Raw genomic sequence first — 26,936 nt, 5'->3', positions numbered from 1 at the left:
AAATGAATCAAAAACTTGATGTATATACATTACAATTGAACCATCTCCTTCCATGTCTCATTTTCTTTCTGGTTTTTCCAATCACTGCGAAATCATGGCCAGATTTAGAAAGTGAAAGAGAGGTTCAAATTTATGGGAGTGAAAGGAGTAAAAAATACAAGGCAAGTAATATTATATATGACATCGAGGATTGGAAGGATCATTACTCGGTAAAAGCAATGGGAATCTATCGTTATTACGATTATCCACTTTCGAAATCAAAAACATTTTTTCCATTTTATGATCACCTCCAAAGCAAAATCGATAATCGTGAATATAAACGTGTCTTAAACTATAATGTAACAAGAGAAAATGATTCTCTTCACAAATCCATCTATCCTTTTGTTTTTTGGGGAAATAATGCCAATAACTCACATTTAATCGCCATTCCTTTTTTTTATCAGAAAAGAATGGAAAATCAGAATACTTTTGGTTTTCCAGTATTGCCATTCATTTTTTACAAAAATAAGGAAGAGTTAGGTGAAGATGATTTGCATTATTACAGGCTCTTCACTTTGTTTCATTTTGAAACAAGTAATAAACGAGGATTAAGTGAAGTTTCATTTACTCCTTTGGTTTATTATTCAAAAGAGAATTATTTGTTTTTCCCACTCTTACTCTATTATCAAAATTATCATGCGAGTTATCATGAGTATTGGTTGGGTCCTTTGTATTATTCTAAAGATCAATCGAAAGAAGAAAGATTATTTGTTTTGTTCCCATTTTTGGGAAGTTATGTTTCGCCTAAAAAAGAGTTCGATTTCATTTTTCCTATTTACTTAAATCTAAAAGACAAGGAAGACGATTATCATATCAATTTATTCTGGTATACAAAGGTTCACGATACAAGTGTTAACTTGGTAACAAATGAAGGGAATTTATATTTGGATTATGATTTTGGATTATTCTATAATTTAATTGGAATTTCGAAACGAACTCGAATGATCAAAGGAAATTCTCTTAAACGAAATGAGGTCATTTCTTCAAATCCAGAGATAAGAAAAAAAAGGGAATTTAACCGAGAGAATAGTGATCAGTTTACTGGTTACCAACTTTTATTTGGTATCTTTTCTTATGAAGTAGCAGACACGCGAAAACACATTCGTTTATTACCTTTTGCTTGGTTTACTTGGGATGAAGCTTCTGAAGACAGAGTCGTTTTACTCCCTCCATTTTTTCCAATTTGGCTAAGTTATGTTTCAGATGATTTAGAATACAAAATTGTATTTCCATTGTATGGAAAACAAAAGGATAAGTCATCGGAAATCCAATCCTATCTTTTGAATGGTTATATCCAAGAGGAATACCAACAAAATCATCGGATTGAAAAATCATTTTTTTGGCCAATTGTAAACATATACAATTCTGATATTGATTCTGGGCATCGTGTTTTACCTTTTTATTTGCACAACCAGACAATGACAGATGTAAGTTCCAAAAGTAATACTTATACTCTCTTTTCAAATTATAAAAAAATTAGTAATAAGAACTATGATTCTAAGGAATTTTTGATATGGCCCGTATGGATTTCCTATCATTCTTATCAATATACAAATAAAGAATCTAACACGACATTATGGATCACACCATTTTTCTATCGAAATCAGGAAACTTCTAGTACTAGAACAAATTTATTATGGTTGATTGATTGGGAATATGAATATAACTCTCCCATTCCAACTAAAGATAAAATTGAAGTGGATCCCTCTGAAAAAAAGGAAAAATTATCACATCTTTTGTTTTTTCCATTTTATTATTCGGATTCAAGTTTTTCGATCATTCCATTGTCTTTTAATCATTGGGGTGATGGAGAATTTACTACCTTTACCTTACTCAATTATTATCAGCACAAAAAGGAAGGACATTATTATAATCTCTTGTATCTATTGGAATCGGAAAACATTACTTCTGTTTACCGATTGCGGGGTCTCTGGGATTATTTATTTAGTTTCCAAAGAAGAAATAAGAAAATCGATCGTCTTACATTGCTTTGGTTAGGCTACGATCAAACAGATTCAAAAAAGATAATTAATTTTTTCCCTCTCATCAGAACAGTAGACTCGGAAGAGGAAACATCAAAAATGTATGGTCCTTTTTTATATTATGTTTCCAAATCAAATGAAGAAATGACAGAATTAGGGTTTCTTGGAATTGGCTATTATCATAATGAAACAAAATCAGATAAACAATATGCAACATATATATTGTTAGGTGTAGTATACCAGGAAAAAACAGAATTGGAGAGAGGGTTTGTGAAAAGGGGAAGCCTTTGGGGTTGGCTTTGGGAATACCAAACGGAAGAGAATGGGTATGAAAAATTCTCTATTCTAAAGTTATTTTCTTATTCCAAAGAACCTGATGGATCAAAAAAAATTCTGGGGATCAGTATTTAAATTATGAATAACAAAAAACCAATCCTTTTAGCGATATCAGGTGGAATCAGTGCAACATCGTATAACAGAAAAATACTAAATACTCTAAAAGCTATTTATGAACCAGTTTGTGATATGATCATTTACGATAAAATTGTCAATTTTCCATTTTTCGATTCTGGAATATCGGAAGAGGGCACTCCTGACATCATAAAAGATTTTTTGGGTGAAGTCAAACGTGCAGATGGAATTCTAATCTGTTCGCCTGAATATGTTTTTAGTATACCTGGTGTCCTGAAAAATGCATTAGAATGGGCAGTAGCTTCTGTTGTGTTTACTGATAAACCAGTCGCTGTCATTACTGCTGCGTCAGTTGGTCAAAAGGCGCATGAATCATTACTTTTGGTATTAAAAACGATCGGTGCCAAATTAATGGATGATACAAATTTGCTCATTTCAGGAGTAAAAGGTAAAGTATCAATAGAGGGACAAATTCAGGATGAACAAACTGAAATTACAATTAAAAACTTAATGGAAAGATTTTTAGAATCACTTCAATAGTGTTCTCACCTACAAAATATCTATATTATGTAATTATTATACTGACATGATTGAAAAAATAAATAATTTCATATGTTAGAAGTTAGTCGGCTATCACATGATTAATACTTAGATTCAGATTTTGAATTACAATCAAATACTGAAGCTAAAAGTTGACCTGATACTGGTTGCTTATTATGATTGAATCAAAATGGAATTTGTTCATTTTTCAAAAAAAAAATCAAATCTTCTTCTCAACACTCTTACTGCTTTCATTGTTATCTTGTGAAAATGAAACCTTTAATAATGCATGTGATACAAAATCAAAATCTTATTTTGAAACTTCTATCTTAGCTGCTTCTATTGGCGAAAAACGTCACCCATGTTATCCGGATTTTACAATCGTAAACCAACCTGGATTAAATGTAACAAGCCAAATTTTAGCCTTAACCGAAGCAGGTGGTAACGTCTCCATTGGAACTTCCTCTACAGTTCAATTGTATTTAGGTAGTGAACCTAAGGAAAATGTAAATGTTCAAGTTATTGTTAGCAATGGTTCCTATGTAACACCTTCCCAAACATTTTTTACATTCACAAAATCAAATTGGAGCCTTTCCCAAAATCTAACACTCACTGCTATGAATGATACAATCATTAATGGCACACGAGCAGTATCTGTAAGATTAGTACCAAGTTCTAATGATTCGTCATTTCGTCTTGAAGAAAGAATGATCCAAATTGAGGTTTCTGATAATGATAAAATTATTTTTCCGACGACAGTTGGTCAAATAGGAGCTTTAGGTGGAATCTCTGGAGCAGATAGTTTATGTCAGGCGAATGTCAATTGTCCTGTTGGTAAAATATGTAAAGCAATGATGGGTGACAGTAGTTTTTTGTTGAGAAGGGCATCCATAAGCGCAAATATCGGAGATAGTCAAATTGATTGGGTTTTAAAGCCATATGCTTCCTATTATCGATTGAATCGAACTGATTTAATAGGTACTACGACAGCTGCATCTTTATTTACTTTTAATTTAACATTTGCTATATCAGGAACTAGCTCAACTGCTTGGACTGGATTAAATCCTGACTGGACAAATAACGCAAACTCCTGCACGGGTTGGACAGTCTCTGGGGTATCTGGATACGGCGGAGATACTGGGAGCAATACGTCCTCAGCACTAGGTTTTAATTCATTTAGTTGTGGAAGTGCACTTGTACATTATTGCGTGGAACAATAGTTATAAATTATCATCACTTCCTAGTATGTTGTAATAGGACTCCATCACCATCATTGAGTATGATTGATTTTTTAATGATTAACTAAACCATCATACATATTCGGAAGAGACCGCGAAATCATATGGATTTTTTCGAATCCAGTTATTTCGAAATTTTCCAAAAGAATCCAAACGAAACTAGAAAAATAAATTGACTTTTTATATCTAATAGATATAGCTGATAATTATATCTGGTAGATATAATTATGCAAAACAAAAAGATTTTGATCATATTGGGGCATCCGAATCCTAATTCATATTGTGCAAAACTCGCTGATTCCTATTTCCGATCTGCCAAAAGTGCTGGATTTGAAATTCAATTCTTAAAGTTAAATGAACTAAATTTCGATTATAATCTAAAATTTGGGTATGATAAAACGTTCAAACAGGAGTTAGAACCCGACATTTTGATGAGCCAATCATTGATACAGAATGCAGATCATCTTGTATTTGTTTACCCAAGTTGGTGGGCAAGTATGCCAGCAATATTAAAAGCGTGGATAGATAGAGTGTTTTTACCAGGTTTTGCCTTTTCTTATCAAAAACGTTCTCCACTCCCCAAACAATTACTGAAAGGAAAAACTGCTAGAATCATAATTACAATGGATGCACCAACTTGGTATTACAAATGGTTCAATCGAAGTCCTGGAGTTCAGTTACTAAAACAAGGAACTTTAAAGTTTTGTGGATTTAAGCAAGTGAAAGTTACTTATTTTGATCAAATTAGATTTAGAAATTTGGAAAAGTTAAATCAGTTTATAATAAAAACAGAAAAGTTAGGTGCGATGGGAGCGTAGGATGAAAGGAAAGTTTATTAATGCTTCTGCTCTGAAAGAATTTGGAAATTTTTATGATTACAACGGTAACTCCATATTCTATGGAACATTAGGAGATGGTGAACCATTACTTTTGTTACATGGATATCCATTTAACAGTTATGATTGGAATTGGGTTATAGAAGATTTATCTAAACAATACCGATTGGTATTTATCGATTTCTTAGGTATGGGATTCTCCGATAAACCAAAAAATCATACCTATTCCTTTGAAGATTATGTTGAAACGATCAAAACTCTATTAAATAAATTAAAAATTAAAAAGATAAGAATATTAGCACATGATTTGGCCGTAAGTGTCGTTGAAGAAATGTTGGGAAATATAGATAGTTTGGATTTTGAAATTCTATCTGTTGCGTTTATGAATGGTGGTTTGTTTACTGATGTGTATCAACCAAGAATGATCCAAAGGTTATTATCTCAAACGCCGAATTTTATCGGTAAGTATTTAAGTAAAAAAATAAAAAGAAATTCGATTGAGAATTCTTTGAAAAAAATGTTTGGACCCGAAACTGGTCCAAATACAGAATTATTAAATGAATATTGGAATATTTTAAATTACAAACAAGGAAAAGATATAGCATATTTAATAGGTCGTTTGGTCTTTGATAAAGTTAAATACCAAGACAAATGGATCAAAACACTTAAAAATACCAAAATTCCATTTTGTTATATATGCGGACCAATAGATCCTAATTCTGGAATCCATATGGCGAAACGATTTAAAAAAGAATATCCATTTGCTTCTGTATACTTTTTATCTAGTAAAATTGGCCATTGGCCTCAGGTGGAAACACCAAAAGAAGTAATCTCTGCATTGATGTTATTTCATAAAGAAATCAATATACGTAACAAACTACGGGAAAAATGAAAAGAGAAAGTAAAACACAATATGCACTTTTAGGAATATTATCCCAATGTGAAATGAATGGGTATGAGATTCGAAAGTATATCGAATCTACGATTAGTTTCTTTTGGAGTGAAAGTTTCGGACAAATATATCCTACATTATCCAAATTAGAAAAAGATGGATTCATTAAAGAGTGGGAAAAAACGGATTCAAATGGAAAGAAAAAAAAAGTATTTAAGGTTACACGTCCTGGTTTAGAGGAATTTCGAAAGTGGATGGACCAATCTCCGATTCAAACAAACAAAAGGAATGAATTGTTATTTAAAGTATTCTTTGGTAGGCATATGAATCCCAAGTTACTTATGGAACAACTGGAAGGTGAAATCAGAAAACAAAAGGAAGATTTAAAATCATTAAAAGTATTTCAAAAAGAACTAAAAACAGAATGGGAAAAACACCCTGATACTGAGTATTGGAATTTAACTTTGGAATATGCGGAGAAACAGGCTTTGTTAAATTTAGATTGGATACAAAAGGTAAAGGGAAAAATCCAAGAAAAAGTTTAAAAATAATCGAATTAATATGTTATTTCATTGATTTGCACTGCTAAATCAATAAAACATTAATAGAATGGAAACGACTTCGATTTGTCGCAGAATGAACTATGTCTTATTCATTTTATTTTTTATATTACCTTTCCAAACACTATTTGCCTTAGATAAGGTAACCCTGCATCTCAAATGGTTTCATCAGTTTCAGTTTGCTGGTTATTATGCTGCCTATGAAAAAGGTTTTTACAAAGACGTTGGTTTAGATGTAGAACTTATAGAAAGTACAGTTGGGATACGTGGTATTCACGAAAAAGTTGTACGAACAACAGGACAATATGGTGTCGGAAGTAATGAATTATTATTACACCGACATATGGGAAAACCTATTGTTGTATTAGGAGTTATTTTCCAACATTCTCCATCTGTTTTGTTTTTTAAAAAGTCATCAAATGTTCAGAGCATTCATGATTTAGTTGGAAAACGAGTTATGTTAACTCCTTGGATGGAGGAAATTGTTGCCTACCTGAAGAAAGAAGGAATTAATACATCAGATCTTCAATTATTGGAACATCGTTTTAACCCAAGAGATTTAATTGAAGGTCGAGTTGATGCTTATTCGGGATATGCAACTACACAGGCTTTTGATTTTAAAAAAGCTGGATTCCAAGTCATTGCTTATTCTCCAAGATTGGCAGGGATTGATTTTTATGGAGATAACTTTTTTACAAGCGAAGATGAAGTAGAAAAATTTCCAAATAGAGTGAAAGCTTTTCGCGAAGCAACACTACGTGGTTGGCAATATGCGATGAGTCACCAAGAAGAAATTGCTGATCTCATTTATAATAAATATTCCAAAAAAAATCCGAAAGAACGCCTATTATTTGAAGCTCAGCAAATGACTCCATTGATACAACCTGTGCTTGTTGAAATGGGCTATATGAATCCAGGTAGATGGAAACATATCAATGATATATATTACGAACTTGGAATGTTGCCCAGGAACATAAGTTTAAAAGGGTTTTTGTATGATCCGAATCCTCCTACAAATTATGATTGGCTTTATTATACTTTTTTTATCGTTTTAGTAGGAGTAGGAGTTATTTGGTTAATTCAATGGAGAAGGCTAAATAAACAATACTCAGAAAATTTAAAAAATCAAGTTATACAAAGAACAGAAGAATTAAGAAAATCGAATGAAAGTTTACAAATTTTAAATCAAAGTTTGGTAAATACATTAAAAGAACTTACCGATGCACAAGATCGATTACTTGCATCTGAAAAATTGGCTGTTTTGGGCCAGTTAGCAGCAGGAATGGCTCATGAATTAAATACTCCTTTGGGAGCCATTGTTTCATCTAACTTATCACTTTATGATTTTCTAAAGAATAAGTTGCAAATTGTAATCTCAACGATTATCAATTTTAATGAAGAAGATACTAAGCGTTACCAAATCGTTCTAAAAGAAAGTTTAGATAATCAAGTATATTTGGAAGGTAAATCGGAAAGGTCATTAAGGAAAGAGTTACATTCAAAGTTTTCTCAGTTGGAAAAAATGGAGTTGTATGGCGATCTTATACAACTAGTGATTGAAACGGGTCTGTTCCGAAAGTTGGATCAGATTGAATATATATTAGAAAGTGAACGATCAATGGACATTCTTCGTTCAGTGGCGAGTATCAATTCAGCATATCGATGTAATCAAATTATTTCAGTAGCTTCCGAAAAGGCAACTCACGTTATCCGTGCTTTGAAAAATTACCTAGTATCAGAAAAAGAAACAACTAGCAACGAATCGGTGATCGATTTAGAAACTGAGATTGAAACTATATTGTCACTTTATCATTACAACTTAAGTAAGATAACGGTAGTTAAAAGTTATGGATCTGAACTTAAATGTAAGGGAAATCGTGATAAACTTAATCAAGTTTGGATTAATCTAATTAATAACGCTTTACATGCCATGTCTTTTAACGGCACATTAGAAATTAAGATAAATACTGATCAAAATTGGATCAAAGTCTCTATCATTGATTCTGGTGTTGGAGTTCCAGAGAATATTAAAGATAAGATTTTTGATCCATTTTTTACGACCAAACCAAATGGCGAAGGAATGGGACTAGGACTTGACATTTGTAAAAAAATGATCATACAAATGGGTGGAAAAATTGAACTGGAACCCAGTAGTCAAGGTGCATGTTTTTCCGTATGGTTACCAAAAGTTAATCCTTAAGTATCGTAAGTATTTGTTTGGTTCTTACAAAAATAAAATTCAATTGATAGTAATGCATTAACAATGGAACCATTAAAAGAAATTTATTCATCTCATTGGATTCAAAATTTAAGTTTTGTCGTTTCCCAAATCGATCCAAAGATTAAAGCTTCCGATTTTCAAAAAAAACTCATGGAATCTCCTTGGAAAAATTATGAACTAAAGGAAAGGATCAATCGTATCGCGGATACATTTTTGTTCTTTTGGAACGATCCCTTGGTTAAAATTGAGCCAAAACTTATGGCATTAATTAAATTATTAAGAAAACAAGGTGTTAGTGATTTTAATTTCCCATATATTTTTCTGAATGATATTGTAGTTAAATCTGGAATTCAGGATTTTGAAACTTCTATGCGAATATTAGAAAAGACGACTGTATTTTCAAGTGCAGAGTTTGCCATTCGATTTTATTATATCAATTTTTTTGAAAAAACAGTAAGACAAATGGAGGAATGGTCAAACCACAAAGAACCATTTGTTAGAAGATTGGCAAGTGAAGGAAGTAGGCCTATTTTACCTTGGGGCATTGGAGTTCCTGCAATCAAAAGGCAACCGGAAATTCATCTGAGTATTTTAGAAAACTTATGGAATGATGAAAATGAAATTGTCCGAAGAAGTGTATCCAATCATCTGAATGATATTTCAAAACTTCAACCTGATCTTGTGCTAGAATTTTGTAAAAATAAGTTTGGTGTTTCAGAAATTTTAGATAAGAATTTGAAACATGCATTACGCGGATTACTCAAAAAAGCGGATGTCAGAGCATTATCATATTTTCAATATGATACCAAGTGGAAACCCGAAGATTTTAAATTAACTTTAACGAAAAATAAAATTAAAATTGGAGATTCGTTAGAGTTTCATCTAAGTTTTTTGAATCCCTCCACTAAAAACATAAAGATTAGGATAGAATATAAAATTGGTTTTTTGTTGGCAAATGGCAGACTTGGAAACAAAGTTTTCCAGTTAGGTGAAAAATTATTAAAATCAAAAGAAAAAATTGAAATTAATAAAAAACATTCTTTTAAACCTATCACAACAAGAGTGTATTATCCAGGAAAACATAGCATCACAATTGTTATGAATGGGAGTGAATGTAAAACTGCTCAATTTGAATTGTTAAATGGTAAATAAAAATGAAAAATATAAAGCTAAAAGTATTTTTTTTAATTTTCAATTTATGTATTTCGTGTTCGGTTTTTTATTCAAGCGAACGACGAAAAATTGAACTAAACGAAGAAATACACAGTCGATCTTTGAGTTATGAATTAATCGGATGGGATGAAGAGCTTGATAGAAGGCGTGTAACTTACATTTTATCAGCTTTAGAAAAATCAGGCAAATTTTCTTCTGTTCGGTATTATGATCAAACGAAAGCAGATTTACATCTACAAATCATATTAGAGTCAAGTCCTAAGTTTAAATTTTTTTTGGGAGAATCAACTGAGCCAGTTTCGTATTTAGCGGAACGGAAACAGGATCGATTTTTATTGTATTTAGTGAACCGTTTTTTAGCAGTTAGCACATTCTTTGTTGTTCCTGATATTGATCGCGATGATGATTATCTTTTATTTCGACTCAAAAAAAATGGGAAAATAGAGAGAGAATATCGATACCCAATGGAGTCCTATCGTGTATTTGGTTGGGTATCGATTTTATTCATGTGGGTAGATGACAGAGATCAGTGGAAATCTATTTTAACGGAGAAAGTTTTGGAGTTTTTAGGAGATGCAAAACATGACCTTTGATCTGAAAAAAATTCTAGTTTTAATGCCTGTTTTGTTCTTTTTAAACTGTGCTGCTTTTCCCGATCCTGTCACTTCCAAAAATCGTAACAAACTTAAAATAGAAGAAAAGAGAATCAGACTCACTTTTACAGGATTCTATCGATATGAATCGGAAAAAGAAATTATTTTTGATTATATCAAGAAACAAGGGTTAATCGAGGATCAGTCTGCTTCATCCTCGTTGGAAGTGATATTACAAAAAAAAGACCCGAAGTATCAATATCCATTTTTGCATAAAGTGCAGTTTCTTCTTACATTTTTTTCAGGTGGTATTTTTCCATCCCATATTCGGACAGAACAATCACTAACATTCCGTTATTCGCGATCAGATGAAATACTTTTTGAAAATGAATATTCCGTTGGTATGGACCAGTGGAGAGGGATTCCTGTGGTAATTTTGATGATTACCAATTGGCCAAACAGAATTTACAAAGAACAACTTCTTGAGGTAACCAAATTGGAGATGACTCAATGAAAAAATTTAAAGTAGGGATTTTTTGTCTGATTACATTATTTTCTTGTATGGGTTACTTTTATAAATTAAAACCCAATGAAAAAAATGATTATTTCCAATTGAATGGAGTAAAACGCACATACACAGTACATTATCCAAAAAATTGGAATGGGTTGCCCATACCGATGTTAGTTGCACTTCATGGTAGATTCGGAACTGGGGTTACGATGATGAAACAAACTAAGTTAAACGAGGTTGCGGATTTAAAAGGATTTATTGTCGTATTTCCTGATGGATATAAGAGGAGTTGGGCTGATGGAAGAGGTAACTCACCTGCCGATGAGGCTTCAATCAACGATGTTTTATTTATCGAATCGATTGTAAAACGTATGATTGCAGAGGGTTCAGTTGACGAACGTTATGTGTATTTGGTTGGTCATTCCAATGGTGGCTTTATGGCCCAAAGATTAGCGATTGAAAAATCGGAACTATGGAGAGGGGTGATGAGTGTGGCTGCTCAAATTTCCGTGGCATTATTAAAATCAAAACAAAAACATAACACAGTGCCTGTCTCTGTTGCCATTATGGCTGGCACTGAAGATCCATTGGTTCCTTTTAATGGAGGTTATGTAAAAGATGGTAAAGAAATTCTTTCGGTTACAGATAGCATCTTTAGATGGAGGGAATGGAATCGTTGCGAAGATACAGTTACCAAAACGACTAAGGATTTTGTGGAAGATGGAAACAATATTCAGATTCATTTTGAAAGGTTTTCAAAATGTTCAAATAACAAAATTGTTGAATTGATTCAATTGAATGGTCTTGGCCATAGTTGGCCAGGAGAAACAACAATGATTCCATTTATCAATCAAGGAAAAACGACAAAGGTAATTGATGCCTCTTTGTTGGTATGGGAATTCATGGATAGTTTAAAATGAAAAAGGTTGCAGTCGTAACAGGAGCATCACGAGGCATTGGATTCGCTATCTCAAAAGTCTTGCTTGGAATGGATTTTATCGTGTATGGAATTTGTAGGAATCCAGAAAAAAGCCAAGAGTTATACGAAGATTTTCATTTACTGAAAGGAGATTTAAGTGATCCAAATTCGATTCCCAAGATCCTAAATTTGATTCCTGATAAAGATCGTATTTCATTGTTAATCAATAATGCTGGAATTGCATACTTTGCACCCATGGAAGAATTATCTCCTGAAAAAATATCAGAAATGGTGCAAGTTCATCTGACTTCCTCTATGATTTTAACAAGTTCTCTCACGCGTATTTTGAAAAAAAATGAGGGTAGAATTATCTTTATTGGTTCGATTTCGGGAAATGAAATATCTCCATGGGGAAATGTTTATGGTTCACTAAAGGCTGGAATTCACCAATATGCTCGGTTATTATTTGATGAACTTCGAAAATACTCAGTTAAGGTACACTTAGTGATACCTGATATCACTAAAACAGATTTTTATAATCATTTGAATATAGAACCAGATCAAGATCCAAAGTCATATTTGTTACCAGACCAAATTGCTAATGTGGTTAAACATTTAATCTTGGATCAATCTGGATTTGTAGTTCCTGAAATTGTTGTTAGGCCAGAAATATTTAAAATCAAAAGAAAAAAATTCAATTTATAAATCATTCACCAATTGATTGTACATCATCTGTGAATGTTTCTAAAGGTACTACCCCTTGGTTCTCTCCATTCGAATCTGAATCAGAATTGGAGACAGTGGGTACAACTTTGGAAATCATTGAGTCTTCATCTTGTTTCCTTTTGATTGCTCTAATTTTTCCATCAGTTTCATATAATCTTTCGATTACTTTTTTCAGTAACAAAAATAAAAACTCAGGGCTTTCCTGACTCATTTGCACAAAAGTAGTTCGATTGATGATACCAAGTTTTGCCGATTCAGAGACCACTACAATTGATGCCGCTCTTGGGCTATTGTTGATGATAGCCATTTCACCGAAAAATTCACCAGGTAATATACTTCTTAGTTTGGTGTGTTTACCTTCAATTTGTTTATAAATGTCTAACTGACCTTCAAACAAAAAGAACATAGCTCCATTCGAAGGAACTCCTTCCTTAAAAAGGACTTCTCCTCTTTTGATATTGATCATACTAAGTTTTGCTAGAGATTCTTTAAGTCCCATCACTCGCCTCGGTAAGATCTTTTAACTTTTGTTCGGCTTCAATGAGTCGTTCTACATAAGTCTGCAATAGTGCGTATACAAACATTGGATTTGAATTTGCAATTCGAATCAAATTTTGTTTATCTAAGATACCTAGTTGTGCACGATCCGATTCTATAAATACTGTCATCGCTCTTGGGTGAGCAGAGATAAGTGCAATCTCTCCAAAAAACTCTCCTGTAGAAAGTTTTCTCACTTCATGAAAATTTCCTTGGTCAGGTGCACCCATTCCTACTGATAAAGTGCCACTTAAAATAAAATACATTTTCTCATTTGATGGATCACCTTCTCTTACGATGATCTCACCTCGTTTGAATGTCTTTGTTGGGACTGTATTAACGAAGTCGAATATGTTGATACGATTATCTTTTTTAGGAATGGACATTAAAGACCGCGATAAATTTCTAAGAGTTCTGGAATTTTTTTCTCATCAGCATAATCTAATGCAGACTTACCATTTTTATCATTTAGCTTCGGATCACCGCCATTTAGAACCAACACTTTTGCCAATTCCAAAATAGGATCACTTTTACCAGGATCAAATTGAATTGCCAGTTCGGAAAGTATAGTTTTCCCTAATTTATCCTGTTGGTTGAGGTTCGCACGTCTTTCTACTAGGAATAGTACTAATTTTTTATATAATTCAATTTGATTCGTATCTTTTGCATTTAAAAACTTTTGAATCGCCTTGTGTAATATAGAATATCCATTATTGTCTGTTAGGTTAGGATCTGCACCCATGGTCAACAATGTTGACATGGTTTCGATTCGATTTCGATTGAGTGCTATATGAAGAGCACTTAACCCTCGTTTGTTTTTTGCATTTGGGTTCACACCCTTGCTAATCAATAACTTAAGAGTTTCATCAACAAACTTTTGTTCTTTTTTATCTATCTCTAATTTACAAACTGTTGTGATTAGATTTTCGTCTTCATCATTTAGTGTTAATAAATTTGCACCATTGGATACCAATAGTTTAAATGATTCAGCATCTTTTCTTTCTATAGTTGAAAAGATTAACCCAGCTCCATCTTTCAATTGATGATTTGGGTTTGCCTTCTTTGATAATAGGAGTTTTGCAATGTTTAATTGTTTGTTGTCTAGTGCGAGTGACAATGCAGTTTCATTTGTTTTTGCATTTATGATATCAACGGGAACTCCCTTTTTTAAGAGAAGGTCTACGATTTTAATTCCAGGTTTTCTTGAGGCTAAATGGATAGGTAAGTAACCGGAAAGATTGGGTGATTGAATCTCTGCATTTTTTTCGATCAATAACTCTGCAATAGCCCATTTTGAACTTTCAATGGCCTCTTCCAGCGGGTTTTTATTAGTTGATAATGTTTGGTTTGGGTTTGCGCCCGCGTCTAACACCAGTTTTAATAAATTTGAATCGTTTTTAGTTAATGCGATTTCAAACAATGTTTTTCCATTGGTGTTTTTGGAATCAACATTGAGTCCTTTTTTGATTAATAGATTTGTAACAACTAGGTTTCTTTTTTCAACAGAATAGAATAATAAAGATTCACCTTCAGGTGTTTTGGATTGGACATCTGCTCCTCGGTTTAATAAAGTTTCTACTCCCGCAGTGAAACCTTTTTCAATCGCAAATACGATGGGCCGAATAGACTTTGTATCTTCTGAGTTAGGGTTTGCATTTGCATCTAATGCGAGCGTTAGTAGTTTGATGTTTCTTTGTTCAATTGCAACAAAGATGGGTGTACGACCAGTTAGATCCGGTAGATTGATATCAGCACCATTTTGTAAAAGAAAGTTAATAGAATCTATTTTGCCTTTTTCAAAGGCTAAATAAATGGGTGATTTTCTTGGATTGTTTCTGAGATTCACATCTGCTTTACTTTCTACAAGTAACTTCTGTACAGCTAAGTTTGATTTTAAGATAGCAACGTGTAACGCTGTGTTTCCATCAGCATCATAAGCATTTAAATCTGCACCTTTCTCAACTAATGTTTTGATTTGGTTGGTGAATTTGGATGTGACAACATAATGTAATAATGTTTTGCCGGAAAGATCACGTTTGTTTAAATCAGCACCCTGGTTTAATAAAAACTCAAATTGTTTTGTTCGATTTTTTTCAACTGCTAAGATGAGAAGTGATTTTCCAGAATCGTCTGAAGCGTTGATGTCTCCACCATTTGTCACTGCGTTTTCAAATTCCTTTTGATTTCCCTTTAGTAGAATTTGCACCATATCGAAACTAGGTGAAACTTCTGTCGGAGTTGATAAAGGTTCTTCCGCAAAAAGGTAAGGTTGAAACGATAGGATCAGAATAAAGAAAATAAGATTTAATTTAGATTTCATTTGGGTAAATATGCTCCTGGATCCAATGCTTGTTGGTCTGGGCCTTTCCTAACTTCAAAATGGAGATGAGGACCTGTAGATTTGCCAGTGTTTCCTACGAGACCAATGATGTCGCCAGAGCGGACTGTGTCACCTTCTTTTACTTGTCGGTCACTCTGGTGAGCATAATAGGTGTAGATGTTATTTTTATGGCTAATAATCGTTAATACCCCATAACCACCGCTAGTTGTAATTGTTCGCCATACTTTTCCATCACTCACCGCCTTGATAGGTGTTCCCACTGGAGCGGGTAAATCGATTCCTGAGTGGAAGGCTCCAATTTTGCCAGTTACTGGATCTACACGTGTTCCGAAACTAGATGACACATAGCGGTCGTTATCTACTGGAATCTGAAAGTATTTTGAGATATCATCAGTATCAACGAGAGGACCACGTTCTTTTGAAACAAATCCCCCAAATACCCAACCTTCCCACTCATCATTCCAATTGACATAAATCCATTTTGATCGAACTCCACCTATGGTTTCGATTTCCTTTTTGGCATCTAAAATTTTTAGTTTTTCATCTCCAGGGATCGAAGTAACTACAGAGCCGTATTCGTTTGGTTCATCTCTCATTCGTAAATTTGTGGATCTAACAAAACGTTTATCTCCAATTTTTAAATCGTCTGGATTCTCCTGCGGAAAAGATATTTCGCCTGGTTGTACTTCGTAAGAGACAACTTCTGAGTTACTTAAGTATCCACCAAACACCCAGCCATTGCCATAAGCAGAAGAGACTTGGTGCCAGTTTGAAGAAATTCCGTCGATCGTTTCTTCATTTGAAGTGGAACTTTGAACGGTGACTTTGATTCCTTTTGGTAACCTTGCGATTACATAACCGTTCACATCGGGTTCTCCTCTCATATTTAAGGAGCTAGCGTTTACCCACATCTCTTTTCCTTTTTTCGAGTCCGTATAACCTAGGCTAGCTGGTTCGGGAGTGATTCTGGAAGGTATAGCAGATACATCTAAAGAAAGTCCTTCCGTATTTCTGGATTTTACAGCTGGTTTTATTGGTTGTAGAAAGTCTTGGGTGGTATATCCTTCTTGTTTTGATTTTGTTCGCACCAAAACCCAATGAGAACCTTCTTTTTTTTCTGTTACATCTTGTTTTAAAACCAAAACAACTTCGAGGGGATCCCCTTTTTTTACCTTTATTTGCGAACGTGCATTAGGTTGTTTATTTGGTTCTAGTTGTAAATAAAAATGATCAGATGCAATGGCACTAATCGATTTGGATTTTTTATCAGTGGCTCCCGGTGCATTATTATGATCAGATATTCCTTCTGCTAATTTTAAGTCGATGGGAGAAGAGGAAATTTTAAGGCCAGGGAATCTGCTTTGTACTTTTGAAACAAAGTCGTTATACTTTTGCAGAATTTCCTCCTGTTTTTTTTGATTGGTTTTGATTAACCCAGACTGTCTTTGTTTGTCACGGTCTTCTAATTGTGATTGGGACCAAAGTGAAATGTTACATAATACAAATACGAATGTGAATAAAATTACGTTTCGATTTTTCATAAAACAAACTTAAAATAACCAAAAAGAATCACTTTGGTCAAGGTTTTTTGTTCAGTCTTCTTCAGGTAAAAGAGGAGTCAGGAAAAAAGAAATAAATTCCAGTTTCCCCCTCATAGAAGATTTTTCGTAGATAGACGCAGTTTGGTTTTCGATGGTCCTCAGACTTTTTTTTCTGACAGCAGCAATTTGTTTTTGGGAAAAACCTCTTAACAAAAGAATAGCAATCTCAGTTTCTGCATCTGTTAAATTCCATTCCAACATTTGGGCTTTTGCTTCTGCCCAAAATCCAATTTCAGGATTTTTTAAAATTCGATTGGTCCTTTTTAAGTCATGGATTTGTGTTTTTGCCTGTTTGTTTTCGACAGCTTCTTTCTTGAGTTCTTTGTATAAAATAAAAACAACAAGGAAGGAAGAGATGGCAATGAATGATTCTATGGTTGCGATGATGACTCGAAATCGGTCGAAGTATTCAGGTGGTTTTGTCAGTGTGTATATTTCTTCAATGATCCACACAATTAATGAAATCACATAAAAAACCAAAAAAAGGATACGTATGGTGCGAGTTTCCATCTAATGATTCAATTTCAAACTTCTCTAATGTAGAATCAAGTATGTTTCATAGGTAATTTCCACATTTGCGGTTTTCCTCTATTGGAAATCTTAAAAATGTATGCGATGCTATTGATATGAAATGGAGAAAAATCTAATCAAGAACCAGTTTGGCGGTAGATGATTTTTGCACCGATTTGCAAATTTTTATATAAATCTAAAAAGATTTGGTTGGGAACCATCCCTTCCTGATCTCTTGAAAATTCAGGACGTAAACGTTTTAAGAAATACATCCCCATTTCCCCTTTGTTTTTGGCTTTGACTTTACCTCGGTATTCACATTCAAAAAATCGTTTTACTTTATCATAAGTAGTTTCTGACAAATTGATTTCACCAGCATCACCTGAGCTTTCCATCCTGCTTGCAGTGTTCACTGCATCTCCCCAAACATCATATGCAAATTTTGATTTTCCCACAACACCTGCAACCACAGGACCAGTGTGGATACCAATTCGAATTTCCCAGAAATCTTGTCCTAACATTTGTTTGAAGGATCGAATTTGTGTCATAAATGATTTGATTTCCATGGCAAACAAACAGGCATCTACGGGGTGGGTGAAATTCCCTTGAGGAATACCACCAGCAGCCATATACGAATCCCCAATTGTTTTTAATTTTTCAAAATTGTGCCTTACAGCTATATCATCAAATTGCGAAAAACATCCATCTAATTGTTCAATCAGATCTTCTGGTGACAATGATTCAGCTGCTTTTGTGAAGTTTTTGAAATCAGTGAATAATATACTAACGGATTCGTATTCCATAGGAACAACCTCTCCGCGTTCAATGAGTTCATCCGCTAAATCACCAGGAAGAATGTTACGAATGAAGTGGATTGTTTTTTCTCTCTCTTTTTCCAAATCTCGGCGTAAATTTGCATTATGAATTGCACCCGCAACTTGTTCACAAAATGAAATGATTTCTTGGAATTCAATTTGTGTCCAAGGATTTTCTTTTGTTAGGCGAGTGACACAAACAATCCCAATGGTTTGGCCTTGGACAACAAGAGGCACGTGTCCAAAAATTTCTAATTTAAAACTTTCAACAATTGAAGTATCAATTGGGGTTAATTCTTTCCATCGTGATGATTTTTTGAGATAAATTGGTTTTTGTTTTTGAAAAGAACGATAGAGGGAACCGATAGATGGAATCAATTTCGGACGGAATGTTCTTAAAAAATTTGTAACCAGTAATCCTTTGTTAAATACTTCAGCACCTTCCATAAGAGGGACTAATGAATTGGATTTTGGATCTACTAATAAGATAAAACCTAATTCAACACGGTGATTCGCTTTTAAATAACTAAAAACTTCTCTTGTGATATCTTCAATTTCAGAATAGGAATTGATTTTCCGATTGAATTTGTGAAGGTTTTCCAGTTTCAAACGATTGGATTCTATATTCTCTTTTTCTTCTTGGATTTTGCTGTTAACTGTTTTTAACTCATCAAGAAGATAACCAGTTTCAATTGTACCTGCAATGTAATCTGCTATGATTTTGATTTGGTTGAGTTGTTGTTCATTTAATAAAAATATGCCTGAGTAATCTAATAAATCCAATGTTCCGATGAATTTATTGCGTAAGTAAAGTGGGACAATGAGAAGGGATTTTAAATTTGCTGATTTTTTGTTCTCAAGTTCCACACCTTCTGTTTTATAAGTTTCAAAGTCTTCTATATAAAAACTTCGTTTTCTTTTTCGAACATACGCGTGTGCATACTTAGTCACATAGGAATCGGAAACAGGGATTGTCCTTCCCATGATCTCTAATTTTACTGACTCTGAAAGTTCTTCTGGAAAGTTACTGTGAAAAAACTCTAAGGCATCTAATTCTTTTTTATAAACGTATAAAAGATAATGTGGTACTTTGAATTTTTCTCTGATATAAAAACCAAGGATTCTCAGTACATCTTTTAAATCAGTTGCTGAGTTGATTTCTCTTAAGAGACCATCGAGGTCAGATAATTGACCATATGAATCAACAAGTTTGTTCGAAAATTCTTCTGACTGCGTTTTTGTTGAGAGTAGTTCTTTTTCTTTTTGTTCTAATTCTTCATTCAGTAATTGAATTTTAGATTTTAAGACGGTAACGGTATTTTGGTTTTCTTCATTTTTTTTGTATAATTTAGTGATTCCATAAAGAATTCCTAAAAATAAAAAACCAATCAGATAGATAACATTGATCATTTGATTAGGATTTTTGCTCCCCGTTTTTGTTGGGTATATAACCTTTCAAATTTATCATTGGGAAGGATTCCTGAATCGTCTGCTAAATCCGATTTTAATGCTAACAATTCGTAAATAGGGAATTGTTCCCCTTCGTAAGTATTGATCATTCTTTGGTTGTCGATGTGGAACAATCGTTTCACTTTATCCATTGTTTCTTGGGAGATGTTAATTGAAACACCAACTCCACCACGTCTGATGGCTTGTGTTTGTGTGACCGTTTTCCCCCAAACATCATAATTGAATTTTGATTTTCCAATCACTCCCGCAACAACAGGCCCTGAGTGAATTGCAATGGTAATTCCATTCGGTTTGAATGGAATGTCTTTAAAATCTTCCATCATACGAATCACTTCATTTTTAATTTGTAAGGCAGCAAGGCAGGCATCAACTGCATGAGTGAAGTTTCCAACAGGCAAACCTCCAGCAGCTAAATACATATCACCAGTCATCCTTAATTTTTCCATTCCCTTTGTTTTGATGATCTCATCAAATCGAGAGAAATACAAATCAAGGCCTTCAATTAATTCTTCTGGTGTGAGTTGTCCTGTAATTTGAGAGAAACCAGGAAAACTGGTCATGAGTAATGTTACATTTTCAAATTCAACGGGATTCACTCGCCCTTTCTTTTGCAGTTCTTCTGCTACGTTTTTGGGGAGAATGTTGAGTAAAAGAGAATCGGATCTTTGTTTTTCTTCTTCAATTTTTTTGAGTAAAAAGTGATTGTTGATGGCACTTGCAATGTGTTCCGAAACACCTACGATGGAATTTACTTCTTCACTGGTAAAATGTATAGTTTCATCATTGATTCCATACATAGCCATAGCCACAACTTCATCGTTATTCACTAAAGGAGAAATTAAAAAACCTTTCATTCCTGATTTTTCAGTAATCTGTTTATCAATTTGATAAGGCATTGATTTAGGAACATGTTTCATGTAAAAATGTCTTTTTCGTAGGTAACATTTATAAACGAATCCACTTTCCTCTTTGAGTGGGAATCTTAGGGTCTTAAAAAAATTCACGTTTTCATCATTTAACAAGTCAAAGCCGGAATGGTTTAAATAACGAAACTCATTGAATTCTTTGTCGAGAAAATACAAGACACAGTTTTCAATTTTATAGTTTTTGCGAATGAACCCAAAAATTTCGGCGAGAATATTTTCTAAATTGTTTTGAGAGTTTATCGTTTTTGCAAACTCATTCATTTTTTGAATTTCTGCTTTTGCTCTTTCCGATTTTTTTCGTTCTTCTTCGGTTAATTGGAGTAATAATGAATTTTGAATTGCACCAGCGATTTGATCACAAAAACCAGAGATTCGTCTGAGCACTTCGCGAGTGACTTCCATTGGTTTTTGGTACGAAGTAAAATAGGCAATTCCAATCACTTCGTTTTGCACAACCAGTGGTACTGCAATAAAGGAAGATAAGCTTAACTTTGAAAAAATTTGTTCATCTAACTCTGATTCGTATGTTTTGGGAGGTTTAGGAACAAATAATGTTTTTTTTCGTAAATACGTTTTATAAATGATCCCTCCTCTTTCATTTAATGGAACGCGAAAGGATTTTGCGAAATGTAACTGTTCTTCAGTTGCATATGTAGGAATGGTAGTTTTGTATGTATACAATTCCTTTTTTTTAGGATCAATTAGTTGTATGAGTGTAGCTTCAATTTCGAAACTCTTTAGTATATAGTCAAACATCTCATCTATAATTTGAGACAAACTAGATTCAGAGTTTATTTTTTTGGTGAATTCATTGAGTTTGACAACTTCGTTTTTGGCATCTTCCATTTGCAAACGAGCGTTATCCGCAATGAACTTCTCTCGGTTCATTTCTTCCACAAGAATGGAATTTGTTACTGCAGTTGCGATGTTTTCAGCAGTATTTTCGACCAATTGTAATTGGGCTTTAGAAAAACTTGATCCCTTGTGTTCACTGAAAATCGCTAACATCGCGATGACTTTCCCTTGTGAACTTAATGGAATGATCATTCCTGGATTTTTCCCAATCAATTGGATGAATTTTTGATTGGATTCATTTAAACGAGATTCCCATACTTTTGCAAATCGAAAGGGACGATTCCGTTTATAAACATGGTAAAACAATCCAGCACTTGGGTCTAAAGGGAAACTGACTCCGCGAAATTTTGATTCAAGTTGTAATTCGGATGTGGAAGAAACTAAAGCTTTGTGGTATTGGAGTTTACTGTTTTCAGAATCAACAAGTAATAGAATCATCGAATCGCAAAATACTTCTTCTTTCAAATAATCGAAAGCTTTGTTTAGGATACTATCTAACTCCAGAGATGTGTTGAGAGTTTTTGCAAATTCATTGAGCCTTTCGATATTTGCTTTTGAAACTTCTAATTCTTTTGTCCTTTCGACAACGATATCTTCCAATCCCTCTTTTAGGATATTGAGTTCTTTGTTTGAAATTTCTAAACTTTCTTTTAATTTTTCGATCGATAAATAAGCTCTTGTGAATCCATAAGATAGAATATATCCTTGGAACAAAATAAAACCTAAAAACCCAAAAGGAGTGATATTCATTGTATTGATGATATTGTTTTGGTATAAGATGTCGTGGACAACAGTCCCAAAAACAAAACTAAAACCAATGAGTGATAATCCTGCTCCAACCGTATCAGAACGATAGGCCATGATAATAGCAATGGTGATACGAACACAAACAAGTATGAGGAAAATTTGGAAATAATGGATTTGTGAAGTAAATACAGAGACAGGTAAAAACAAAGAAACTAAAAAAGGAGTGATGAGGGTGTAGAGAACATACATTGTCCTTTGCCCCACGGTATTCGGGAATACCAATCGATAGAAGTATGCAAAAACTATGGTTGATATGTAAATTGTTGCAAATTCCAATCGAATGAGAGCAGACATCGGGAGAGATGGTATGATGTCCAAAATATTTCTCTCACCAATTGTGAGAAGGCGCATAACAATGAGTAAACTAAATAGTGCAATAAACAAACTAGCTTTATCTTGCCTGCGCATGAGAAACAAACCTAGGTGATACAATGCCCAGAGGAAAATACTTCCCGCTAAGAAGGAAGTGATTTGGTAACTGCGATTGACTTTGTCATATAACTTACGTCTTTCGCCAATTTCCATACTTTCCCAAAATCCACCCTTCGAATAATGGAAATTGGATATTTCATAAACAATTTCTGTTTCGCCAGAAACTGGTTCGAGATCCACCAAGATGGATTTGTAGGAAGGTTCAAAATAGTTTGGATTGATTCCAAAACTACCTTGTTCGACCACCAATTTCCCATTGATGTACATTCGGTACGCAGAGGAGAGATCCAAATTATGAAAGGCTAAAGTAGGTGTGTTTTCTGGGAAAATTACTTTTAGTTTATATGTCGCATATCCATACCCACCAAGTGTTTCTCCAAACCAATCCACACCTTTCCAATTCGATGGAACCACTTGGTAGATGAACTTTGGTTCTTTACCTAGTTCTTTTTCAATTTGAATGCCACTTAACGTCTCTTTCCAATAAAATTCCCATTCTCCGTCCAAGTTGATGTTTCCATCACGGAGGAAATCCCATGAAGATAAGTCGATTTTCCCTTTCTCAGCAATTGGTTTGTTCCGATTGACTTCTGCACAGGAAAAAATGGAAAAGAGAAGGCAGAATGATACAACCAAATGAAACGTTTTCTTCATAGTTAGGCTACACAGCCTATGAGAACGAAAGGAAATGGAAAGGAAAAATTTAAGGATAACTCAGATTTATTTGGGATGGATCAAAATGTTTCTCAAACGAAGGAATTATTACATGTAAGATCTCTTCCGTCTCTTCTTTTGAATACGAAACAATTTTGTCTTTTTTTTCAAATGGATGAAATAAAATGGAAGAGTCCTTTCGTTTGTCTGTGATCTGTTTTAAAAAATCGAGATTCATACGAAAACCTCCCACACTGAGTTCCGTGATGCCTTTTGGATTTAGTTCTTTCCCTAATAATTCGGCTAACGATTGGTAATGGATTTTCCAATCAGGGATACGAAGGACGGGATCAATACAAACTCTTACTTTCCATCCGGCCTCGATTGTTTTTTGTATTGTTTTGATCCTAGCTTGTAAAGAGGGAGTTCCATGTTCTATCGTATCGATGACAATTTGTGGGCTGATTGTCCATGCAAGGATGATGTTAGGGTTTGGTGTTAGATGGGCAATGGATTGGAAATTGGTAGATTTTGTTCGGATTTCCAAGGTCAAATTTGGTTCCGTTGAGGCAAATTGGATCCAACTTTTTGTTGCGGGGAAAAATGATTCCAAAGCCAACAAATCAGTGTCATACGAAAGTGCCAAATACAAAGAACCATGATTGTCTAAGAACTTTTTTGTTTCCGTAAAAAAATCTTCCCAATTTACGAATAACACAAGATTTGCGGAAGGAAACATTCCTTGTAAGTAACAATACTCACAATCGTAAATACAATTGAGTGCTAATGTATTGTAATAAAAATATTTATGGGAAAAATTAGGTGAAAAATCACTTCCTGGATATAAAAAATGTTCTTTTTTTTCAGCTAACACCAGTTTTGGAGATTGTTTTTGGATTCGAAAGTTTTGTGAATTTCGATTAAAACTGTCTTTGTAGTGGCGAATTGGAATTTGGATCGCATTGGGAAATTTGGATAGGATTTCCTTGGTCCGAAAGTGATCGGCGACTGTTTCCTCAATATAAATATGTGAAAATGATTTAAACATGAAGTTGTTTTTTCCATTCCTCTACAAATGATTTCACTTCTGTTTTCGATTTGATTTTGGGAACAATTTCTAAGTTGGGCATGGGTATCTTTGTATTTGGATAACGTAAAAAATAAAATCGTAAAGATTTTTTAAGATCATGTTTCATCGTTTCTGTAAGGCGAAGCTCTTTCACTTCTTTCCATATTTCTGGCCAAATTCTTGTTTCAAATGGATCTTCCGTTACCCAAGGGAGAGGGTTAGTCCATTCAAGGAATAATGGTTCCAGCAGATTTGCCAATATGGATTCCACAGTTTCTGGTTTGCAAAAATTCCCTTCTAAGTGGTCTGAGATCACTTTCCCAATCGATATGTTTTCCAGTGGAAAATAAAGGGATGCCGCTTCAAAAAACCCAACACCTTCCATATCAACAAGTGATACCGATTCTAAATCCTTTTCGTTTAAGACTTGGAACTGATTATCTGTTTTGATTTTGGCAATGGGACGATCAAATGTTGTGAGATTTGTTTCCATTCCAAATACAGATTTTGTCATCCTTTCTGGATAATAGTCCTTCCCGGTAGCATAGTCAGTGACTTTATGAATCCAAAAGAAGTCACCAACCTTCCAATTTAATTGATTGGAACCAACAATTCCCAAATTCCATACTTTCATATGGTCTCTTTCTTCTTTTGGCAAAAGGTGTGCAAACTCAGAAACGGCAAGTGCCATTGCAATTTTTCCAACGCCTGAAATGATGATGTACATGGAATCATTTTTGTAGATTCGGAATTTACCAGAGTGGTGGACTGGTTTTGCTTTTGTTTTTTGGATCCAAGGTTTTGCTTCCGAAAGAACTGCAAAAAACAATGATGGCATAGTCTAAAATTGGAGGAGGGGGTCTTAATGCAAAGAAAAGTTTTGTTTGCTATTTTTCTATTTGTTGGATTGAATCTGTTTGCTGGAGGAAAAAAAATGTCATTTCATAATTTAAAATCTGTTACCATCCAAGGAAAGGAAATTTCTCTCGGAGAGTATAAAGGCCATCCTGTTTTAGTTGTCAATGTTGCATCTAAATGTGGTTATACGCCACAATATGAAGGATTGGAAAAACTCCATCTCGCCTACAAAGATAAAGGTTTAAAAGTGATCGGTTTTCCATCCAATGACTTTGGTGGACAAGAACCAGGAACGGAAGCTCAAATTGCAGAATTTTGTAAGCTTAATTTCGGAGTCAGTTTTGATCTAATGAAAAAAACAAAAGTTTTAGGAACTGACAAAGATCCAGTGTACCAATTTTTAACTGAGAATGCGAAGGAAAAAGGTGACGTAAAATGGAACTTCGAAAAGTTTCTCATCGATAAAAATGGAAATGTTGTGAATCGATTTCCATCTTCCACAAAACCTGAAAGTGTTGAATTGAAAGCAGCCATTGAAAGTATTTTATAAGAAAACATCCTGTTTCTTTTTATTTTCGGTTTTTGTGTTTGGGTTGTTTGGGCAAACAATTCCTAACAACCTAAACATCATTCGAACCAAAACTTCTGAATTAGTTTCCATGGATGACATCATCAAGGAAACAAAACAATATGATGTGATTGTACTCGGCGAAGAACACGATAATCACGAATTACATCGGTTTTACGAAGGGTTCTTACGTAAATTATATGCTTCAGATGTGTTCAGCTTATCACTAGAAATGTTAGAGAAAGACCAACAATTCATTGTGGATGAATACCTCAACGGAACCATCTCGGAATCTCAATTTTTAACATCCATCGTTCATTGGAAAAATTTCAAAACGGATTATTTGCCTCTTGTCAATATAACAAAAGAAAATCAATGTAAGGTGATCGCAGCAAATCCCCCAAGAAGGTATGTAAATTTGATTTCCAAAAAAGGCCTTTTGGCATACCGAGATTTTTCACCTACTGCGATGACTTTTCTACCCCAAGCCTACACCTTAGAAAAATATCTCACCAAAGATTACAAACAAAGGTTAACTGATCTTTTTGGCGGGATCGAACATACAAACCAACACAAAACCAATCCCCAATTCATGATACTTGGCCAAGCCACCTGGGACCAGGGTATGGCGGAGGCAATTTCCGCTGAAATCCATAAATCTGGCAAAAAAGTAGTCCATTTGAACGGTCGTTTTCATTCCGATCGGAATGGTGGAGTTGTGTTTAGGTTACGAGAAATGGGCCATTCTGTGTTGGTTTTATCCGGGTTTCCCAAGGGAAAAGAAGAGGATTCAGATTTTGTGAAAATCGCTGATTTTGTAATTTTAACAAATGACCGATAAGAATAGGGAGA

23 protein-coding genes are annotated in these 26,936 nt (G+C 34.1%); 14 read left to right on the top strand and 9 right to left on the bottom strand.

Annotated elements, in window-relative coordinates:
* Window positions 1–2 precede the first annotated feature (2 nt).
* The 12 genes from CH354_RS02240 (at window position 3) to CH354_RS02185 (ending at window position 12,620) form a co-directional block, all read left to right on the top strand.
* Window positions 3–2,432 (top strand): LA_1737 family protein, encoded by a 2,430-nt coding sequence (locus tag CH354_RS02240; RefSeq protein WP_100726152.1) that lies wholly within the window; start codon window positions 3–5, stop codon window positions 2,430–2,432.
* 3 nt (window positions 2,433–2,435) lie between these two features.
* On the top strand, window positions 2,436–2,972 hold the full coding sequence (locus CH354_RS02235) for an NADPH-dependent FMN reductase (protein WP_100726153.1): 537 nt from the start codon (window positions 2,436–2,438) through the stop codon (window positions 2,970–2,972).
* A gap of 176 nt (window positions 2,973–3,148) precedes the next feature.
* A complete protein-coding gene (locus tag CH354_RS02230; RefSeq protein ID WP_100726154.1) occupies window positions 3,149–4,192 on the top strand; it encodes a DUF1554 domain-containing protein in 1,044 nt (347 codons plus the stop codon).
* Between the two features lie 245 nt (window positions 4,193–4,437).
* A complete protein-coding gene (locus CH354_RS02225) occupies window positions 4,438–5,028 on the top strand; it encodes an NAD(P)H-dependent oxidoreductase (RefSeq protein WP_100726155.1) in 591 nt (196 codons plus the stop codon).
* Between the two features lies 1 nt (window position 5,029).
* A complete protein-coding gene (locus CH354_RS02220; RefSeq protein ID WP_100726156.1) occupies window positions 5,030–5,938 on the top strand; it encodes an alpha/beta fold hydrolase in 909 nt (302 codons plus the stop codon).
* Window positions 5,935–6,483, top strand: a complete 549-nt coding sequence (locus CH354_RS02215; RefSeq protein ID WP_100726157.1) for a PadR family transcriptional regulator — start codon at window positions 5,935–5,937, stop codon at window positions 6,481–6,483. Before CH354_RS02220 ends, CH354_RS02215 begins: the two co-directional genes overlap by 4 nt.
* Window positions 6,484–6,574: 91 nt before the next feature.
* Window positions 6,575–8,698 carry an ABC transporter substrate-binding protein gene (locus tag CH354_RS02210; RefSeq protein WP_243395926.1) on the top strand — a complete coding sequence of 708 codons (2,124 nt, stop codon included), beginning with the start codon at window positions 6,575–6,577 and terminating at the stop codon, window positions 8,696–8,698.
* 63 nt (window positions 8,699–8,761) lie between these two features.
* A complete protein-coding gene (locus CH354_RS02205) occupies window positions 8,762–9,871 on the top strand; it encodes a DNA alkylation repair protein (protein ID WP_100728343.1) in 1,110 nt (369 codons plus the stop codon).
* Window positions 9,872–9,873: 2 nt separating this feature from the next.
* Window positions 9,874–10,485 (top strand): hypothetical protein, encoded by a 612-nt coding sequence (locus CH354_RS02200; protein WP_100728342.1) that lies wholly within the window; start codon window positions 9,874–9,876, stop codon window positions 10,483–10,485.
* The gene (locus tag CH354_RS02195; protein WP_100715818.1) at window positions 10,475–10,999 is read left to right on the top strand and encodes a hypothetical protein; all 525 of its coding nucleotides are present in this window, start codon (window positions 10,475–10,477) and stop codon (window positions 10,997–10,999) included. Before CH354_RS02200 ends, CH354_RS02195 begins: the two co-directional genes overlap by 11 nt.
* Window positions 10,996–11,916 carry a CE1 family esterase gene (locus tag CH354_RS02190; RefSeq protein ID WP_100728341.1) on the top strand — a complete coding sequence of 307 codons (921 nt, stop codon included), beginning with the start codon at window positions 10,996–10,998 and terminating at the stop codon, window positions 11,914–11,916. The genes CH354_RS02195 and CH354_RS02190 overlap by 4 nt, the downstream gene beginning before the upstream one ends.
* Window positions 11,913–12,620: an SDR family oxidoreductase gene (locus CH354_RS02185; RefSeq protein WP_100728340.1), complete on the top strand. Its 708-nt coding sequence runs from the start codon at window positions 11,913–11,915 to the stop codon at window positions 12,618–12,620. Before CH354_RS02190 ends, CH354_RS02185 begins: the two co-directional genes overlap by 4 nt.
* A 1-nt stretch (window position 12,621) precedes the next feature.
* On the opposite strand, the gene CH354_RS02180 is transcribed toward CH354_RS02185, so the two are convergent.
* From CH354_RS02180 to CH354_RS02140, 9 genes are all read right to left on the bottom strand, one after another.
* Complete coding sequence (locus CH354_RS02180) at window positions 12,622–13,140, bottom strand: Crp/Fnr family transcriptional regulator (RefSeq protein WP_100726162.1); 519 nt, start codon at window positions 13,138–13,140, stop codon at window positions 12,622–12,624.
* On the bottom strand, window positions 13,130–13,564 hold the full coding sequence (locus tag CH354_RS02175; protein ID WP_100715671.1) for a Crp/Fnr family transcriptional regulator: 435 nt from the start codon (window positions 13,562–13,564) through the stop codon (window positions 13,130–13,132). Before CH354_RS02175 ends, CH354_RS02180 begins: the two co-directional genes overlap by 11 nt.
* Window positions 13,564–15,498 carry an ankyrin repeat domain-containing protein gene (locus tag CH354_RS02170; protein ID WP_100728339.1) on the bottom strand — a complete coding sequence of 645 codons (1,935 nt, stop codon included), beginning with the start codon at window positions 15,496–15,498 and terminating at the stop codon, window positions 13,564–13,566. The genes CH354_RS02175 and CH354_RS02170 overlap by 1 nt, the downstream gene beginning before the upstream one ends.
* On the bottom strand, window positions 15,495–17,060 hold the full coding sequence (locus CH354_RS02165) for a peptidoglycan DD-metalloendopeptidase family protein (RefSeq protein ID WP_100726164.1): 1,566 nt from the start codon (window positions 17,058–17,060) through the stop codon (window positions 15,495–15,497). Before CH354_RS02165 ends, CH354_RS02170 begins: the two co-directional genes overlap by 4 nt.
* Window positions 17,061–17,111: 51 nt before the next feature.
* Window positions 17,112–17,630, bottom strand: a complete 519-nt coding sequence (locus tag CH354_RS02160) for a helix-turn-helix transcriptional regulator (protein WP_100726165.1) — start codon at window positions 17,628–17,630, stop codon at window positions 17,112–17,114.
* Window positions 17,631–17,767: 137 nt separating this feature from the next.
* Window positions 17,768–19,855: an adenylate/guanylate cyclase domain-containing protein gene (locus CH354_RS02155; protein ID WP_100728338.1), complete on the bottom strand. Its 2,088-nt coding sequence runs from the start codon at window positions 19,853–19,855 to the stop codon at window positions 17,768–17,770.
* Window positions 19,852–23,589 carry an adenylate/guanylate cyclase domain-containing protein gene (locus CH354_RS02150; protein WP_100726167.1) on the bottom strand — a complete coding sequence of 1,246 codons (3,738 nt, stop codon included), beginning with the start codon at window positions 23,587–23,589 and terminating at the stop codon, window positions 19,852–19,854. Before CH354_RS02150 ends, CH354_RS02155 begins: the two co-directional genes overlap by 4 nt.
* 49 nt (window positions 23,590–23,638) lie before the next feature.
* Window positions 23,639–24,637, bottom strand: a complete 999-nt coding sequence (locus CH354_RS02145; protein WP_100726168.1) for an SPL family radical SAM protein — start codon at window positions 24,635–24,637, stop codon at window positions 23,639–23,641.
* Entirely contained in the window at window positions 24,630–25,496 is an 867-nt protein-coding gene (locus CH354_RS02140; RefSeq protein ID WP_100726169.1) for a nucleoside phosphorylase-I family protein, read from the bottom strand. The genes CH354_RS02145 and CH354_RS02140 overlap by 8 nt, the downstream gene beginning before the upstream one ends.
* 27 nt (window positions 25,497–25,523) lie before the next feature.
* Here CH354_RS02140 and CH354_RS02135 point away from each other — a divergent pair, with 27 nt between their 5' ends.
* Together CH354_RS02135 and CH354_RS02130 are read left to right on the top strand one after the other, a co-directional pair.
* On the top strand, window positions 25,524–26,066 hold the full coding sequence (locus tag CH354_RS02135; protein WP_100726170.1) for a glutathione peroxidase: 543 nt from the start codon (window positions 25,524–25,526) through the stop codon (window positions 26,064–26,066).
* Window positions 26,050–26,925 carry a ChaN family lipoprotein gene (locus CH354_RS02130; protein WP_243395925.1) on the top strand — a complete coding sequence of 292 codons (876 nt, stop codon included), beginning with the start codon at window positions 26,050–26,052 and terminating at the stop codon, window positions 26,923–26,925. Before CH354_RS02135 ends, CH354_RS02130 begins: the two co-directional genes overlap by 17 nt.
* The last annotated feature ends 11 nt before the right edge of the window (window positions 26,926–26,936 follow it).

Source organism: Leptospira levettii (genome assembly GCF_002812085.1).
Taxonomy (GTDB): domain Bacteria; phylum Spirochaetota; class Leptospiria; order Leptospirales; family Leptospiraceae; genus Leptospira_A; species Leptospira_A levettii.
Note: the sequence above shows the minus strand (reverse complement) of the source record. Positions and strands in the feature narration are given on the sequence as shown.

Bases quoted from the DNA above. Each gene is read 5' to 3' on its own strand.
- CH354_RS02240 (WP_100726152.1), top strand. From the start codon at position 3: ATGAATCAAAAACTTGATGTATATACATTACAATTGAACCATCTCCTT.
- CH354_RS02235 (WP_100726153.1), top strand. From the start codon at position 2,436: ATGAATAACAAAAAACCAATCCTTTTAGCGATATCAGGTGGAATCAGT.
- CH354_RS02230 (WP_100726154.1), top strand. From the start codon at position 3,149: ATGATTGAATCAAAATGGAATTTGTTCATTTTTCAAAAAAAAAATCAA.
- CH354_RS02225 (WP_100726155.1), top strand. From the start codon at position 4,438: ATGCAAAACAAAAAGATTTTGATCATATTGGGGCATCCGAATCCTAAT.
- CH354_RS02220 (WP_100726156.1), top strand. From the start codon at position 5,030: ATGAAAGGAAAGTTTATTAATGCTTCTGCTCTGAAAGAATTTGGAAAT.
- CH354_RS02215 (WP_100726157.1), top strand. From the start codon at position 5,935: ATGAAAAGAGAAAGTAAAACACAATATGCACTTTTAGGAATATTATCC.
- CH354_RS02210 (WP_243395926.1), top strand. From the start codon at position 6,575: ATGAACTATGTCTTATTCATTTTATTTTTTATATTACCTTTCCAAACA.
- CH354_RS02205 (WP_100728343.1), top strand. From the start codon at position 8,762: ATGGAACCATTAAAAGAAATTTATTCATCTCATTGGATTCAAAATTTA.
- CH354_RS02200 (WP_100728342.1), top strand. From the start codon at position 9,874: ATGAAAAATATAAAGCTAAAAGTATTTTTTTTAATTTTCAATTTATGT.
- CH354_RS02195 (WP_100715818.1), top strand. From the start codon at position 10,475: ATGACCTTTGATCTGAAAAAAATTCTAGTTTTAATGCCTGTTTTGTTC.
- CH354_RS02190 (WP_100728341.1), top strand. From the start codon at position 10,996: ATGAAAAAATTTAAAGTAGGGATTTTTTGTCTGATTACATTATTTTCT.
- CH354_RS02185 (WP_100728340.1), top strand. From the start codon at position 11,913: ATGAAAAAGGTTGCAGTCGTAACAGGAGCATCACGAGGCATTGGATTC.
- CH354_RS02180 (WP_100726162.1), bottom strand. From the start codon at position 13,140: ATGGGACTTAAAGAATCTCTAGCAAAACTTAGTATGATCAATATCAAA.
- CH354_RS02175 (WP_100715671.1), bottom strand. From the start codon at position 13,564: ATGTCCATTCCTAAAAAAGATAATCGTATCAACATATTCGACTTCGTT.
- CH354_RS02170 (WP_100728339.1), bottom strand. From the start codon at position 15,498: ATGAAATCTAAATTAAATCTTATTTTCTTTATTCTGATCCTATCGTTT.
- CH354_RS02165 (WP_100726164.1), bottom strand. From the start codon at position 17,060: ATGAAAAATCGAAACGTAATTTTATTCACATTCGTATTTGTATTATGT.
- CH354_RS02160 (WP_100726165.1), bottom strand. From the start codon at position 17,630: ATGGAAACTCGCACCATACGTATCCTTTTTTTGGTTTTTTATGTGATT.
- CH354_RS02155 (WP_100728338.1), bottom strand. From the start codon at position 19,855: ATGATCAATGTTATCTATCTGATTGGTTTTTTATTTTTAGGAATTCTT.
- CH354_RS02150 (WP_100726167.1), bottom strand. From the start codon at position 23,589: ATGAAGAAAACGTTTCATTTGGTTGTATCATTCTGCCTTCTCTTTTCC.
- CH354_RS02145 (WP_100726168.1), bottom strand. From the start codon at position 24,637: ATGTTTAAATCATTTTCACATATTTATATTGAGGAAACAGTCGCCGAT.
- CH354_RS02140 (WP_100726169.1), bottom strand. From the start codon at position 25,496: ATGCCATCATTGTTTTTTGCAGTTCTTTCGGAAGCAAAACCTTGGATC.
- CH354_RS02135 (WP_100726170.1), top strand. From the start codon at position 25,524: ATGCAAAGAAAAGTTTTGTTTGCTATTTTTCTATTTGTTGGATTGAAT.